We start from the raw sequence: 16,260 nt of genomic DNA, 5'->3' as shown, positions 1-16,260 counted from the left end.
ACCAGAACTGATCATGAGTTTAGCCCGATACACCTTCCTGCCGTGGCTACGCCGGGGCATTGTCAATCAACTCACTCAGGGAGCTACTACGTCGCGGGCGCAACTGGACGTTAGCCTGACGGTTAATGGCGACACGGCTCATCCGATCACTAAAACCGTCAGTCTGATTGGGCCGGGCGACGTCGTGGGTATCAATCAGCAGATGATTGTGCGTACTGAACCGCGTAATCTGATAACGGATTTCGAGCCGAACTACCTGGCTTTTATTGAGTTTTACGATGAAGATTTTCCCTGGCGATACACGCCTGATCGGGTTCAGAACAACCATCGGCTCAGCCCGTGGATTGCGCTGGTCGTGCTGAAAGAAACGGAATTTACGGATGTGAACACGGGCAATCGGCCTTTGCCTGCTATTTCTATAAAGGCTGCCAGAAACGATGTTTTGCCGCCACCGGCCGATACATGGGCCTGGGCGCATGTGCATCTGAACGAACCCATCGATCATCCGGGTAATCAGCCTAATCTAACACAGTTGGATAATCTGCTACGTAACTCGCCCGATCTGGGCATTGCGCGGCTAATGTGCCCCCGGCATCTGGAGCCGAACACCGCTTATCATGCGTTCCTTATACCCGCTTTCGAGATTGGGCGAAAAGCGGGTTTGGGAGAAGCCGTCAACGATTCGGACCCGGCACTTACCATGTCGTGGGCGAAAGACGAAACCGGGGAGAAAGAGTATCCGGTATACTATCGCTGGTTTTTCCGAACGGGCGTCGGTGGTGATTTTGAATCGCTGGTGCGGTTGCTACAACCGCGCGACATGGACAAACGGGTCGGTATTCGGGATATGGACATGCAGGCTCCCGGTTTTGGCATTGGCGCCATTTCGGTTCAGCCCGACAACACGGTTGGGTTAGAAGGGGCCTTGCTGGCACCCACTACCGAGCGGAAACCGAACTATCCCTTCGATTCGGTCAGTGACTTCCCCGAAAAAGTACAGCCGATCATCAATCTGTCGGAAGATGTGCGCGAGGCAAATGGCAGCACCGATCCGGTTATTACGCCCCCTTTGTATGGCAAATGGCATGCCCTGATCAGCCGATTAAGCCTTGTACCTGACGAACAAAACTGGGTCCATGAACTGAATCAGGACCCGCGTTACCGTGTTCCGGCAGGTATGGGAACCCTTGTGGTGCAGAAAAATCAGGAAGATTACATGCGCAAAGCCTGGCAACAGATCGGGGATGTACTGTCGGCTAACCAAAAAATTCGGTTCTCGCAGTTGGCCATGCTGACCAGCATACAGCTTCATCTGAAGCATCTGGCCAGTCTGGATGATACGCTTCGGCTTGCTTTGACGGGACAGCTTCATAAAAAAGTACGAAATGGAGCCACAACGGTGCATTTTCAGGTACAGCAGAGTTTGTTGCCGGTGGCCAGCGTAAGTGGTGCTTTTCGCAAACTCGTTCGACCACGGGGACTGATGGCCAAACGATTGGAGATGAGTACGCCCGTCCGGAGTTTTACGGGTCTGATTCAGGGAATGAACACAGGAAAACTCACGGCGGCTCCTGCCAAAGTCGTTCCGTCCGAAGCGCAGACGCTGCCAGCAGAAATAGGCAAGCAGTTGGATTACAGTGCCGATGCGGTCAAAAACATTGGTGCACGGGGCAACTTTAAAATTCTTCTTCCCGGCCAGACCCAGGCCCCGATCATCCGACGAATCAACCGGGATAATGCCGTCGCGAAAGTGTTCAGAACCGCCCTGACCAATTTGCACGAGGTGATGGTCGAACAGGTTATACCCCCACCGGTTCGGCAGCCCGCAGGCATTAAAGTGATCAGCCAAACGGTGATGAATGCGCTCAATCCGCTCAATACGTTCCCGATTCGGGTGTTGCCCGGCATTACCCAGGGCACCGGAATCGTTCCGAAACTGGATCGGGTGATGGCATACCCCGATATCAGAGATGCCATGTATGAGCCGCTGGTGGCCATCAATAAAGAATTCTTTGTACCGAATCTGAACCTGATTCTGCCCAATACGCTGTCGCTGATGGTAACGAATCAGCCGTTCATTGAGGCATACATGGTCGGGCTCAATCACGAGTTTATGCGGGAACTACTCTGGCGCGAATACCCTACCGATCAGCGCGGAACACCCTTTCGGCAATTCTGGAAACCAATTGGAGATACCCAAACTGCTGCTTTACCGCCGAAAGTGCAGGCCGAAAAACAGAAGGATATTCCGCCTATAAATGAGTGGCTATTCAATGCACCGGAGAAAATCCATCTGGGCGACCATAACCATCGGCTGACGGAGGTCGAAGACGGGTTACTGGTATTGGTCATTCGGGGTGACTTGCTCAAACGCTATCCGAATACGGTTATTTATGCACAGCAGGCGCAATGGGGTACAGAGCCGGACAGCCTCAATCGGTTAGTACTGGTTGACACGACCGGTCAGGCTGTAGCCGATGGCGTTCATATCAAAAATCCGATTTATAAAGCCCAGATCGATCCAGACCTGCATTTTATCGGTTTCGATTTATCAATTCCGCAGGCTAAAGGCGACGTGAAAGAAGAAACCGCGGCCGAAAAACAACGGCTGGGTAACAACAATTTAGGCTGGTTTTTTGTGATTCAGCAGGTTCCCGGCGAACCCCGGTTTGGCCTTGATGACGAAGCTGCTACAAACCCAGGCCCGCAGAAATGGGACAACCTTTCCTGGAATACGCTCGGTAATACGCAGGAGGTGATTGACATGGGCAAACCGTTTGTCCAGCCGCTGACGGGTCAGAACCCGGATGCCGTTGACTGGAATACCCAGTCGGCAGACCTGGCTTACATTCTTTTCCAGAAACCTGTCATGGTGGCCGTTCATGCCCGCGAAATGCTGAAAAACCTTGTTGCCCCTTAATTCTTAACGCTATGAATCTGATAGATATCCAACAGAAAGCCTCACAATTGGCCGCTGAGCGGGATAAAGCGTACGGCCAGGTCGTGGAGCAATTTTACATACTGAATGCACTCGAAAAAGAAGTGACGCAGTTGAAAGCCCGTGGAAAACTGTCGGATAGTGATACCGCGATTTTGAAGCAGCGTTTAGCCGAAATCGACAGCGCTCAGCAGAATCTGGCGGAAATGAAGAAAGGCGTTCTGGAGGGTCGGACGCGGGAGTTGGCTGATTATCAGGCCATGTTCGATGCTACGCCACAAAAGCTGATCGAACAGATGCCCGACAACCTGCCGTTTGTGCTGTTTCCGGTTCGAATAGAAACCCATTTCCATTCGGAGGGCGATACGCATGAACTCTGGGTCCGGGTTTATCCGGATGAGATCACGACGTTTACGCACGAAAAAGACCTTACGGCGGATGAAATCGAGTCGGGCGAAACCTACTGGCGACAGGTTTGGGCGACCCGAACCGAAACCGACGAAGCGAGTAAACAGCAGCGGACAACCCTTTGGAATGGGTTAGCCAACCGATTTGGTGCGAACCGGGCGGCCTGGGTAGCCCGGCAAACACAGCCGACTAACTGGTCGGCGCAATGGCGAACCCTGTCCGAACTGCTTCTGAAACCGCAGAATACGCCCAAATCTCAACCCTGGACGCAGGCCCCCCACACGCGGCTGATGCCGAATCAGTTTGTCGTCATGGCTTTCTCGGGTGTACGGAAAGTGCTGGAAACGGTTGGAAATCCCATCCCCGACTATCTGGTGATGGGGCCTGATCCCCTACAGATGGAATCGTCGTTCGGGCGCGATGCCGATAATAAACTGGTATACAGTAGGGAAATGGCGTGGCTGTTCGATTTCGACGAGGCCCTGGCTGTGGGTATGGCAGTTAAAATGACGTTGCCAAGTCCCTGGTTTCAGAGAGGGTTTGATCGGTTAGTAGTGTTGGGTGTCCGGTTCAGTACTGACGCCGTGCAGAATCAACAGCTCCTGGAAGAACTGGTTCAGAATCACAATTACTCTGCCGAAGGAATTAGTATTCTCCCGCAGGGTACACCTACCAACAACACTGACAAAGCGACGGCAGGGCCTTCAGCATCGATCGATCGCCAGCAGGAAGTAGAAGAAAATACTCCCTATTTTTCGCCAGTCGACGATTACTACCAACAGTCAGATGGTCAGCGGTTTGCCGAAGCGTTAGGTGTCAGTAATGAGTCGGTTTCTTTTGTGCCCAATGCGGGCTGGAACGATGTTCGGGAGGCATTGGCCATGAATAATGCGCTCTGGCCTGCCACCTGGGGGCTGTTCCTGAATGACCTGCTGAAGCCGTTGGTCAGTCGGTCGCGCCAGGCGCTGGCCCGGCAGTTTTTCACCGAATTCGTGACGGGGAGGGGAGGGTTGCCCGCCATTCGGGTAGGTAATCAGCCGTATGGGTTGCTGGTGACAAGTGACTTTAATAGTTGGCAATTTACCGACGCCGAGCTGGGTACCGATAAAGATTTCTGGATGAAATTGCTGGCTATTCTACAGCAGCTACAAAGCCAGTGGGAAACACTTCGTCCGCAGGTGGCCTTTGCCGGAAAGGAGGGAAGTAATCCCGAAAACCTGATGAACATACTAGGCCTACAGGCTTCGTCGGTGGTCTTTCATTCCCGTAAGGCCGTGACAGATAGCTATGCCTGGAATTACCTTAACTTCCGGACGTTAACACCCCAGACCGTAGGACTTTGGGGTAGATTGCAACGGGCTAAAGAACAGCAATTTACGGCCTTAGGATTCAATGCGGCTACGGATTTTCTACTCAAAAAGCTGATTTTTCAGTCAGCCACCGATGCGTTGAATGGCCCAGTTATCGATGCAGATCCGCGAACCCCGCTGTCGGAAACGGCGTTGATTCAGCCATTCAATGGGACCGATAATTACATGGACTGGCTGCTGACGAGTGATTTGCAGACGATCAGAAATGGTCAGTTTCTGGATGCGAATAACCAGCCGGTTGCTGCGCCCAAAGCACTTTTGTATCAGCTTCTTCACCGAGCCTATCTGGAAGAATTCGGGCAACGGATTGCCGACTGGCTCGTTGATCAGCGATTCCTTCAGGACCTGCCTGTTGAGGGCCAGATACAGAATATGGAAGGACGGCAGGATATCACGAAAGCCGATTATTTTCAACTGGATGCGGCCAAACTCCGACTTTCCCAAACAGCCATGCCCGTTGGCGAATATATACGTACATTAATTCCCAAACCGGGCGAGCCTTACAACGGCCCCACCGAGATGTTGCCTTTGATGGGCGTGATCGACGCATTACGCACGCTTCGCGGTTTGCCTACTGCCCGGCTGGAACGGCTGTTTGCCGAACACCTTGATTTGTGCAGCTACCGCCTGGATGCCTGGCAAACCGGACTTTTCGCGCGTCGGCTCTTTAATCTCCAGCATACCGAAAAGAACGAATACCTGCGAAAAGGTACGTATCTGGGTGCGTATGGATGGGTCGAAAACCTAAGACCCAACACTACCAAAACGGGTTTTCCGCAGGATCAATACCCGGCCCCGCTTCAGGACTCCAAAAACAAAACGATTTACGAAGATGCCGCCAATGGAGGGCATATCCAGACCCCCTCGTTGCGTCATGCGACAACGGCTGCCCTACTTCGTAACGCGTATCTCTCCCACGGGGATGATAACGCACAGTTTGCCGTCAATCTGTCGTCGGAGCGGGTTCGGCAGGCGCTGAGTTATCTGGACGGAATTCGGAATGGGCAGGAGCTGGCGGCTTTGCTGGGGTATCAGTTTGAGCGTGGTCTGCACGATCGGGGCTTGTTGCTGAACCAATATATTTACGTTTTGCGTGATCGGTTTCCGTTGACAGCAAAACAGTTAACGCCCGTTCCTGACAATGCCCCGCAGGAAGTCGTGGAGGCCCGTAATGTGATTAATGGTTATGACTTGCTGGACTACGCCCGCTCTCATCCGACTCTTCAGGGAATAGCCAGTCTGCCAGCCGACGGAACGACTGAAAAACAGGCCATTCTGGACGAATTGAATCGACTCACCGATACACTCGACGCCATCGCTGATCTGTCGTTGTCGGAAAGTGTATTTCAGGCGGTTCATGGCAACTACGACCGGGCGGGCGGCATGATGCAGGCTATTTCGGAAGGGAAAATGCCCGCGACTCCCGAAATCGTCGACACGCCCCGCAGTGGCACGGCCATTACGCATCGGGTAGCCGTTTGTTTGCAAACCGATGGGGTCGATGATCAGCATCCGGCCTGGAGCGGTCCGGCTTCGCCCCGCAGCAAAGCGAATCCGTTTGTCAACTATTGGCTTGGGCAGCGGCTTCCACAGGCCGCGTCTATCCAGTTTCAGTGCCAGGCTGGGGCGGTAGATGACATACTGTCGTTCGCTCAATTTTCACTGCAACCCCTTGACCTGGTCCTGATGACTGGGTCTGAGCTGGGTGCGCTTTCGTCGGAAATCGAGCGGTGGCTGACGTTCCAGATTCGGCAGAATTTCAACATTTCGGATGGGCAACTCATTACGTTTGATTTTCATAAAGCCGGAGCAAACGGTGTATCGTTTGCGGTTTTACTGCCACTGTTGCGTTCCCTGAAAAAGATCGTGACAGAAGCCCGGCCGCTTCATGCACTCGACTTTTTTCCACAAACACAATCCTATCTCGAAGGTGTTGCGAATCCATCGGGCTATCAGGATTTAGCTACCTGTAAAACGGACCTGGAAGCGTCTAGTGTAGAACTGAATGCGCGCGCGTCGAACCTGAAAACGGCTGCTGATCAGCTCAGCACCGAGATCGCAACGGCCCGGACGAACCAACTGACCAGCGTAGCTTCGGGAACGCTAAATACGGTTCGGGCAGCTTTGCTGGCAATTGCTGATTACGGCTGGAGCGATGCCCTGCCCACTTCGACGGATGCTACGTCGCTGCCCATTGCCGACGCTTTACTCGCTCAGGCACAAGGCATGGTCAGTTCTATTCAGAAGCAATTGGCAACCGTTGACTTTACTGGTTTTGAGACGATTAGCCCGGATCAGCAACTAGATCGTTGTCGGGATGTGGCTCGTCGGGTATACGGACAATCGTTTAGCTGGATTCCTCGATTTCTATTTCAAAACCAGAGTCAGCTGGACGATGCGCTTGAGCACAGTAAAGAGATGCTCAGCGGTGAACCGGAACTGGTTATGGAAAACTGGCTACAGAGTGTGGCGCGTGTCAGGCCCGAGATGGAAAATGTGGAAACGCTGGCCCTGCACCATGACTTGTATCAGGATCAGCCGTTCGAGCTTACCCCCTTGCAATTGCCCTGGGTATCGGGTGAGAAATGGGTCGGCGAAACCTTCTCCGAATCGCAACGAAATCAGGAGCGAATGTCGATTGTAGTACACCAGGCCCCGGCCGATATGACCCTACCGCAGGCGGGCTGGTTACTGGACGAATGGACAGAGTTGATCCCGACGGACCAGGAAACGACCGGTATCGCTTTCCATTATAACCGCCCCAATGCCTCGCCACCACAGGCCATTTTACTGGCAGTGCCACCCGTATTGACTGGTAAATGGACATGGGACGAACTGGTTGGTATTCTGTACGATACGCTCGAACGGGCCAAACGCCGGGCGGTTGAACCCGATATGCTGACGACAACCGGCTATTTTCAGATACTTCCGGCTGTTCTGAATGATTTTTCTACCGGTGGCCTGTCCACGATTTTTACGAAAGGGAGTACGTTACTGAAAAATTAACTGCGTTATTGCCATGGCCGATATCGATAATTTACGTCCTTTATTTTTTCAGTTGCCTCCGTTTCGCCCGGCCATTAAAGGCTGGAATCGGCTGGAAGGCCGTCCGCGTCAGGCTGACTTCGAACGCAGTCTGCGTGCCGAAGTACGCGATCCACTCTGGATGCTTACACGGCAGTGGCAATTTGGCGAGTTTATCGGCGAAGATGCCGGTTCACCCATCGACGCCCGAATGCTCACCCACCAGACGTACCTGAATCGGTATGCCGTTAAGGGAGGACCCGCTCAGCCACTACCCAACGACATCCCGCTCGAAACCCGCGTTGAGCGCGAAGCCTGGCCCGATGATCTGGGCAGTCAGGTACGTACTGGACGATATTTTGAAAAACTGCTTCGGAAACAAGGCGTGTTTTCCACCAAAAATGCTCACCTGACGCAGTATCCTATTCGAGCGGATGAGCCCAACCCGACTTATGACAAAGACACTGATCAAACCCGCGAAGCCGTAGCTGGTAAAATCATCAATGGCGGGTTATTGGTCAAGGCTATTCGCGATGGCTCATATGCGAACTGGGTGGATTTGACTACGACCTCAGTAGCTGATCGGACAAAACAGAAAGATGCGGGCAACGAACTGATTGCCTGGTTGAGCCAATTTAGTTCGCAGCCACTTTCTGACGCCGACAACGCCTGGACGGGTGCGAATCTGGAATATCAGTTTGCCTGTGCCGCTGATGATGATTCCAATGGATTTGAGGTCGTGTTGCAGGCGGAGCAGTATGAAAACGGCCAACTGGACTGGTATTCGTTTGATGTGGATATCGACAATAAGCTTGAGGCACCTGAAGGGGACACGATTGAACCGATAAAATCGCTGGATGAGTGCCTGTCGTTTATTCCGGCTCCCGTGTCGTTTCAGGGAATGCCCAACCCGCGTTTCTGGCAGATGGAAAGTGAACGGATTGAATTTGCACAGATGGACGTGAATACCACCGATGTCATTAAGTTGATTATGACCGAGTTCATGCTGCTCTACAGCAACGACTGGTGTGTTTTTCCGTATGAGCGTAAAATTGGGTCGCTGTGTAACATTCGGGGATTAGTGGTTACCGATGTATTCGGGCAACGGACGAACATCAGGTCCGCCGGGTCTACGATCGATCATGAATGGACACGCTGGAGCTTCTTCAGACAGCACGCAAAGGCTGATGTATCGGTTGAGCTGTCGTTTCTGCCCCCCGCGCTGGGTAAACCCGCAGAAAGTCAGCCCATCGAAAAGGTTAACTTTATCCGCGATGAGATGTCGAACATGGTGTGGGCCATTGAATCGGTGATTCCGTCGCCGTTGGGACGAGGAGTTAATGGCTATGAAACAGCACTGGCTGCGCAAAATGCCACCCTGCCGCCACCCATTACGTTGTTACCCACTGCGGCAAAAATCCGGTATATACTCGGGACCAGTGTGCCCTACAACTGGATCCCGTTCATCCCCGTTCATGTGCCCAACAATAACCGGGATATTCAACTCCAGCGGGCTCGCATGCCCGATTCGGCGGCTTTGTTCAAAGGAGAAATTCTGGATGAAACCGCGCCGTATCTCATCCACGAAGAAGAAGTTCCCCGCTCGGGCAAGCTCATTACCCGGACCTACCAGCGAACCCGGACACCAGAGGGAAATGTAGCGCTGTGGGTTGGCCGCAAAGCGACTGTTGGACGAGGAGAGGGAAGCAGCGGCTTAGGCTTCGACCAATTGATGGATTTGGACGGTTGAATCATAAGGTGACTTTGTGAGCAATCAATACGGGCAACTGCCCAGGGTTTCAATTGGAGCCATACCACGGTTTTCGTTGAAGATCGGGATCGGTGCATACGGAAGAGTACAGGAAGGTTCGTCAGGGTTAAGTTGTTTTTTTGTGAGCAAATTTCCCTGACCTTAGCCATGCAACGTTTTTCTCACCTACTGGCCTTTAGCCGTTTGATGGTTAAGGGTTGGCCTCCGGTCGTAAGCCGACCAATTCCTGGTAAACGGATTGTGCTGACATTCAATTTAGCTATTCTGACGCTGGTTTCCGTTGGATTAGCCCAGCATGGATTCGCCCAGCCGAAACTGGAAACGGGCGGCCAGACACCAATGCCCGCAACGTGGATCGACAAAGACACGGGGCATAAACTCATGCGGCTGACCACAATCGGCGGAAGCAACGAAAGTTTTTATTTTCACAACAACCCCTTTGTGCGTGAGCTGGCGGGCGAAGGCGACAAAATGGTGTTTTACCATGCCGATGCCAATGGCCGCCAATTGTATACGGTTAATCTGAAAACGGGTCAGGCTGAACCGTTAACAAAGTCGCTCATGCAGAAAGGTGGAGAGATCGTTGCCCCCAAACGACGAGAGGTGTTCTACCAGAGCCGCGACAGTGTTTTTGCTACCCATATCGACACGAAAAAAACACGGCTGGTTTTTGTATTTCCAGCCGATATGAAGGCGACAATCAGCACCCTCAACGCTGATGAGACCATGCTGGCCGGGAGCCGTAGTGGCGAGGAAGCCCGTGAAATACTTCGCAAATACCCCGAAAAGAAAGATTTCTTTCCCCGCATCTTCGAGGCTAAAGTTCCGCATTCGCTTTTTACGATAAACACGCAGACCGGTAAACTGACTACGATCCACGAAGAAAAAACCTGGCTGGGTCACGTGCAATTCTCACCCACAGAGCCCGATTTGCTGATGTTTTGTCACGAAGGCCCGTGGCATCTGGTAGACCGGATCTGGACCATCAATGTGAAAACGGGTGCGGTCAAATTAAGGCACAAACGTACCGTCGATGGCGAGATTGCTGGTCATGAGTTCTTTAGCCATGATGGGAAAACCATTTGGTTCGATTTGCAGAAACCCCGTAGTGTAACATTTTTTCTGGCTGGAACGGACCTGAATACAGGCCAGGAAAAGCAGTACGAAATGACCCGAAATGAGTGGTCGATTCACTTCAACATATCGCCTGATCAGACGCTGTTTGCTGGCGATGGGGGCGATCCGGGGCAGGTAGCGAAAGCAACCGATGGCATGTGGATTTACCTGTTCAGACCAGCAGGCGACAGGTTTCGGGCCGAACGACTGGTCAATATGAAACACCACAACTACAAGCTGGAACCCAACGTCCATTTTTCGCCGGATGGGAAGTGGGTTATTTTTCGGGCCAATTTTGAGGGCGAAAGTCAGGTATATGCGGTAGAAATCGCCAGGACAAATTCTTAAGGGTACATGAATGATCAGGGTGAGAGGACGGGTGATTTCTTAAAAATGAAAAAATACATACTAAACGTTCTGGCAATTGCGGTTCTATTGGGCGGAGTCTCGATTAGCCAGGCACAACCTACGTTGTCGGTTAACAGCCAGCAGGCCAAACCCTGGACATACTGGTGGTGGATGGGCAATGCCGTCAACGAAAAAGACATTACCCAACTCCTCGAACAGTTTGCGAAGGCAGGACTGGGAGGGGTGCACATTATCCCGATCTATGGCGTTAAAGGCTCCGAAAAGCAGTTCATTCCGTTTCTGAGTGAACGCTGGCTGGCTGTTTTCGCGCATACCGTTCGGGAAGGAAAGCGATTGGGCATGGGCGTTGACCTGACCACGGGTACGGGCTGGCCGTTTGGTGGGCCAGGGATTTCGACCGAAACGGCTGCAAAGGCCTGGAAGGTTGACAATGGCAAACTGACAACGGTATTGACCAAACAGCAGGTCAAGCGACCTGCGCCCGGAGGACAGGGGCTGGTGATCGATTATTTTAGTAAATCGGCCATTGAGCAATACGTAAAGCGGTTCGATTCGACGCTGGCTCATCTAAACGAGAAACCGCGAGCGGTCTACAACGACTCGTATGAAGTCTTCGGCGCGAACTGGACGGATAATTTCCTCACTGAATTTAAGAATCGACGCGGCTACGATCTCAATAGTCAGTTAACGGCCTTTCTGGATACCAACCAAACCGAGAGCAGCATCCTTGTTCATCAGGACTATCATCAAACGCTGTCTGAATTAATACACGATGGATTCACGAAGGGATGGGCCGATTGGGCACATACCCATCGCTATCAGGTTCGTAATCAGGCACATGGTTCGCCCGGAAATTTGATCGATCTCTACACCGAAGCCGATATTCCCGAAACGGAATCGTTTGGCTCGAGCCGGTTCCCGATTCCTGGCCTTCGCGTCGATGAAAACTACGAGGTCGACCGATTCGGCACACCGAATCCACTGGCCATGAAGTTTGCGTCATCGGCGGCTAATCTGGCCGGTAAACCGTTAGTCAGTTCAGAAACGGGAACGTGGCTGGCGAATCATTTTCAGGTATCGCTGTCGCAGGTAAAGCCGCAGGTCGATGAGTTATTTACGGCCGGGATCAATCACGTTTTTTACCATGGTATCCCGTATTCACCACCCGCCGAAGCCTGGCCCGGCTGGCTGTTTTATGCCTCGACCAACTATGGCCCTACGTCGCATTTCTGGCCGCATCTGCCGTTGCTGAACCGCTATATTGAACGCTGCCAGACCCGGTTGCAGGCCAGTAAGCCCGACAATGATGTGCTGGTTTATTTTCCCATTCATGATTTGTGGGCTACGCGGGCTAAATCGGCAGGAGGTATTCACCAGTTGGAAGTGCACCATGTGGAGCAATGGTTGTTACCGCAACCGTTCGGGCAATTGTGTGAGCAACTGCTTCAGCGTGGCTATTCGTTCGATTATGTCTCGGATAACCTACTCAAGAGTCTGACTGTCAATAAGCAGGGCGTTCGGAGTACCAGCGGGGCTACCTATCCGGTTATTCTGGTGCCCCGAAGCACGTATCTGCCCGAGCAGTCACTTCGGGAGTTGGAGCGTCTGGCCCGGCAAGGGGCACGTATTGTGTTTGATGGAAAATTGCCTGAACAGGCACCCGGTTTCCAGAATCACACAGCGCGATCTGCCGAGGTAAAACGGCTTGGAAATACGCTCCGGCAACTGAAGTCTGTTGCCGTCAGCCCCGACGTGTTTGGAACACTCAATCAGTTGGGCGTTCGCGTTGAACCCTGGGCTGCAGAAGAGCTTTCGTTTATCAGGAAGCGGCAGGCCGATACGACCCAGTATTTTATCACGAATCTGAACAATCGCTTCCGCCAGAACTGGATCACGCTGTCGGCATCGGGGCGAGTGAGCCGATATGACCCATTAACCAATCAGACGAATTGGCTGCCCATCAGGAAGGGGCAGAGTGGAAAAAATGAAGTATTCCTGCAACTGGAGCCAGGACAATCGTACTTCGTCAATGTGAGTCCGGGTAAAGCGATAGATATGGCCAGCCAAAAGGCAGTGGCCGACCGCTCGACCGGCAAACCCATTGGCTTGCAGAATCCCTGGCAGGTGCAGTTTTTGCGCGGTCGTCCGGCTTTAACGGCGTCGGTAACAGTACCGAACCCTGCATCCTGGATAACGCTGGCCGATTCTGCCGGTTATTTTTCGGGTACCGCCCGCTACAGCACGACCTTCGATTTGCCAGCCGATAAATCGGGTTCACAATCGTATCATCTCGATTTGGGCGATGTGCGGGAAGTGGCTGAAGTGCGGCTCAATGGCCAGCCGCTCGGAATAGCCTGGTGTATACCATTCCGACTGTCAATACCAGCCAATCGACTGAAACCAACTGGTAATCTGCTGGAAATTGATGTTACAAACCTGTCGGCCAACTACATGCGGCTTTATGATCGCCAGAATCCGGGCTGGAAAAAGTTTTATGACATCAACATCGTGGATATTCGATACAAACCCTTCGACGCTACCCGCTGGGACGCGTTACCATCTGGCCTGTTGGGGCCCGTGACGCTGACACCCGTCAGCGCGGCATCAGGACAGTAGATTTCAAGACATGACGGGTTCTGATTCAGAACCCGTCAGAACCAGATGAATCGTTTTTCCTGGATTAAGTTTTCTTGTGCTCTTTCCGCCTTTGGCGAATTGTATACCAATGCAATTAGAGTGCGATTGCGTATCGTAGTTTTGTTTCTCGTAGGGAGTTTCTCCGGTTTGGCTCAGTCGCAGAATTGGGTTGAGACGGCTCCCGGCATCTGGAAATTGTCGGTTGGTAAACCCGAAGCGTATAATTTACTGACCGCTGCCGAATCGAAACCCAATACTGAAGCATTGACCAAATTGGGCAAAACGGGCTTTCCAATTGCTAAAGACGATATTTCGGTGCGGGTAGAAGGTGGTAAAACGTACCTGCGTTTACCGCTTGACCGGGGAGAGCAGATTTTTGGTTTTGGACTGAATTTTCAGACCGTTCATCAACGGGGCAAAATTCTGCAATTGCACATGGACCATTACGGCAACAAAGATAATGGTCGTACGCATGCGCCGGTTCCGTTTTATGTGTCGTCGAAAGGATACGGCGTGTTTGTGAACTCTGCCCGATACATCAATGTCTATGCCGGTACCGCCGTTCGTCAGGATAGCAAAAACCCGCCAAAAGTGCAGGATCGAAATACAGATAAAACCTGGGAAGCCCGGCCATATTCCGATGCCGTTGAGATGCTGGTGCCTGCCGAAGGGGTTGATCTGTACGTATTTGGCGGCCCGACACCGATGGATGCCGTTCGCCGATTCAACCTGTTCAATGGAGGAGGCTGTTTACCGCCACGCTGGGGCCTGGGTTTTACGCAGCGGGTAAATCGGCTCTACTCGGCCGACGATGTGCAGAAGGAAGCTCAGGAGTTTGAAGACAGAAAATATCCACTTGATTTTATCGGCCTGGAACCGGGCTGGCAGAGTAAATCGTATCCCTGCACATTTGAGTGGGATAAAGGCCGTTTTCCGCAGCCCGGTCTGTTTGTCAAAACCATGCTGGACAGGGGTATTCGGATCAATTTATGGACAAATCCGTATGTATCGCCCGAGGCATCGATCTATCCAAAAATCGCCCCTTATACGGGTTCTCACACGGTTTGGGTAGGCGCGGTACCCGACCTAACCATGCCGCAGGCACGGGAAATTTTCTGGGGGAAGTTTGCCAGCGACCATATCGATATTGGTGTGAGCGGCTACAAGATTGATGAAATCGACGGGTATGATTTTTATCTCTGGCCCGATGTGGCTACGTTTCCGTCGGGATTGAGTGCTGAACAGATGCGGCAGACCTACGGCTTGCTGGTGCAAAAACAAAGCGCCGATCTGTTTCACCAGCGAAACCAGCGAACCTATGGGCTGGTTCGGGCATCCAATGCCGGTGGTTCATCGCTGCCCTACGTTATTTACAACGACTATTACAGCCACGAAGACTTCATCACGGCCCTGATCAACAGTGGGTTTGCGGGTGTTCTCTGGACGCCGGAAGTACGGGCTTCCAAAACGAGCGAAGAATGGCTCCGCCGATTTCAGACCGTTTGTTTTTCGCCGATGGCCATGATCAATGCCTGGGCCAGTAGCACCAAGCCCTGGTCGTTTCCCGACGTAGCAGAACAGATCAAAGAGATCGCACAGTTGCGGATGAAGATGATGCCATACTGGTATACCGAATTCGCGAAATACCATTTCGAAGGCACCCCGCCATTCCGGGCAATGAATCTGGAGGACGGTTTTCAGACAGAGGCAAAAAAAGAGGTCCTGACGGCTAGTCTGGAAGAAAATCCCTATGCAGAAGCAGTCAGTAAAGAAATTAAGGATCAGTATATGGCGGGTGAATACCTGCTGGTTGCCCCGTTGTTTACCGGACAGACAACGCGTAAAGTTATTCTTCCGAAAGGGAAATGGTATGATTTCTACACCGGCAAGTTCGCTGGTGATGGCGAAGTAATTACGGTTACGCCGGGACTGGACAAGATTCCGGTTTATGTAAAAGATGGCGGTATTATTCCGATGATGCCACCGCTGTTGCATGCGCCAAAGCCAGACCAGAAGATTGATCTGGAAATTCGGCATTACGGCGAAAAACCAGCCCAGTCACGGCTTTACGACGACGATGGTGAGACGTTTAATTACGAGAAAGGTCAGTATGTCTGGCGAATAATTACTGTTGAGCGGCAGAAAAATGGTCAGTGGAAAGGTTTGGTATCGAACCCGGAAAAAGGGAAGCCTGATACGATCGGTAAGGTAACCTGGCGGTTTATGACCAGCCCGTGAGAGCCAATTCCTGGCTGACGATTTGCTGATACAGGCCCGAACTGACGGCGGATCAGAGCAACCAGTACAGCAACGCGGGTGTGATCAGGACGAATAGCAGGATGAGGGCAAATACAGCCTGTTGACGTGAAGAATAGCTGACATAACGGCTATTCCCTGCCAACAGATTCATCAGTTCGAGTATCCAGTGACGCAAGGCAGAAAAGAGGCTTAAAGTTGAATTCTGACAAAGGTATAGGATTGATTTACTGAGCTATATTATCTTATTGTTAACCTTATTGTGGTCATTCAGATAATTCTATAGAAAAGGTAAGTGATAAAATTAGTTATAATTCACTACGGCTCCGATTCGTGTATTGGGGAGTAATACGCAGAGTCAATCAGTAGGT

7 protein-coding genes are annotated in these 16,260 nt (G+C 52.1%); 6 read left to right on the top strand and 1 reads right to left on the bottom strand.

Features of this window, described 5'->3' with window-relative positions; translation table 11 throughout:
• Positions 1 to 13 precede the first annotated feature (13 nt).
• The 6 genes from GJR95_RS08380 to GJR95_RS08355 all read left to right on the top strand — a co-directional run bounded on the left by GJR95_RS08380 (position 14) and on the right by GJR95_RS08355 (position 15,871).
• A complete protein-coding gene (locus GJR95_RS08380) occupies positions 14 to 2,920 on the top strand; it encodes a hypothetical protein (RefSeq protein WP_162385450.1) in 2,907 nt (968 codons plus the stop codon).
• 11 nt (positions 2,921 to 2,931) lie between these two features.
• Positions 2,932 to 7,722: a hypothetical protein gene (locus GJR95_RS08375; RefSeq protein ID WP_162385449.1), complete on the top strand. Its 4,791-nt coding sequence runs from the start codon at positions 2,932 to 2,934 to the stop codon at positions 7,720 to 7,722.
• Between the two features lie 13 nt (positions 7,723 to 7,735).
• The gene (locus GJR95_RS08370; protein ID WP_162385448.1) at positions 7,736 to 9,490 is read left to right on the top strand and encodes a hypothetical protein; all 1,755 of its coding nucleotides are present in this window, start codon (positions 7,736 to 7,738) and stop codon (positions 9,488 to 9,490) included.
• Positions 9,491 to 9,658: 168 nt separating this feature from the next.
• Positions 9,659 to 10,975 carry an oligogalacturonate lyase family protein gene (locus GJR95_RS08365; protein WP_198424817.1) on the top strand — a complete coding sequence of 439 codons (1,317 nt, stop codon included), beginning with the start codon at positions 9,659 to 9,661 and terminating at the stop codon, positions 10,973 to 10,975.
• Between the two features lie 45 nt (positions 10,976 to 11,020).
• On the top strand, positions 11,021 to 13,612 hold the full coding sequence (locus tag GJR95_RS08360) for a glycosyl hydrolase (protein WP_162385447.1): 2,592 nt from the start codon (positions 11,021 to 11,023) through the stop codon (positions 13,610 to 13,612).
• A 45-nt stretch (positions 13,613 to 13,657) separates the two neighbouring features.
• Positions 13,658 to 15,871, top strand: a complete 2,214-nt coding sequence (locus GJR95_RS08355; RefSeq protein ID WP_174260196.1) for a glycoside hydrolase family 31 protein — start codon at positions 13,658 to 13,660, stop codon at positions 15,869 to 15,871.
• A gap of 52 nt (positions 15,872 to 15,923) precedes the next feature.
• On the opposite strand, the gene GJR95_RS08350 is transcribed toward GJR95_RS08355, so the two are convergent.
• On the bottom strand, positions 15,924 to 16,067 hold the full coding sequence (locus GJR95_RS08350; RefSeq protein WP_162383924.1) for a hypothetical protein: 144 nt from the start codon (positions 16,065 to 16,067) through the stop codon (positions 15,924 to 15,926).
• Between the last annotated feature and the right edge of the window lie 193 nt (positions 16,068 to 16,260).

Origin of the sequence: Spirosoma endbachense, from assembly GCF_010233585.1 — a bacterium.
GTDB classification, from domain to species: domain Bacteria; phylum Bacteroidota; class Bacteroidia; order Cytophagales; family Spirosomataceae; genus Spirosoma; species Spirosoma endbachense.
Note: the sequence above shows the minus strand (reverse complement) of the source record. Positions and strands in the feature narration are given on the sequence as shown.

Bases quoted from the DNA above. Each gene is read 5' to 3' on its own strand.
- GJR95_RS08380 (WP_162385450.1), top strand. From the start codon at position 14: ATGAGTTTAGCCCGATACACCTTCCTGCCGTGGCTACGCCGGGGCATT.
- GJR95_RS08375 (WP_162385449.1), top strand. From the start codon at position 2,932: ATGAATCTGATAGATATCCAACAGAAAGCCTCACAATTGGCCGCTGAG.
- GJR95_RS08370 (WP_162385448.1), top strand. From the start codon at position 7,736: ATGGCCGATATCGATAATTTACGTCCTTTATTTTTTCAGTTGCCTCCG.
- GJR95_RS08365 (WP_198424817.1), top strand. From the start codon at position 9,659: ATGCAACGTTTTTCTCACCTACTGGCCTTTAGCCGTTTGATGGTTAAG.
- GJR95_RS08360 (WP_162385447.1), top strand. From the start codon at position 11,021: ATGAAAAAATACATACTAAACGTTCTGGCAATTGCGGTTCTATTGGGC.
- GJR95_RS08355 (WP_174260196.1), top strand. From the start codon at position 13,658: ATGAATCGTTTTTCCTGGATTAAGTTTTCTTGTGCTCTTTCCGCCTTT.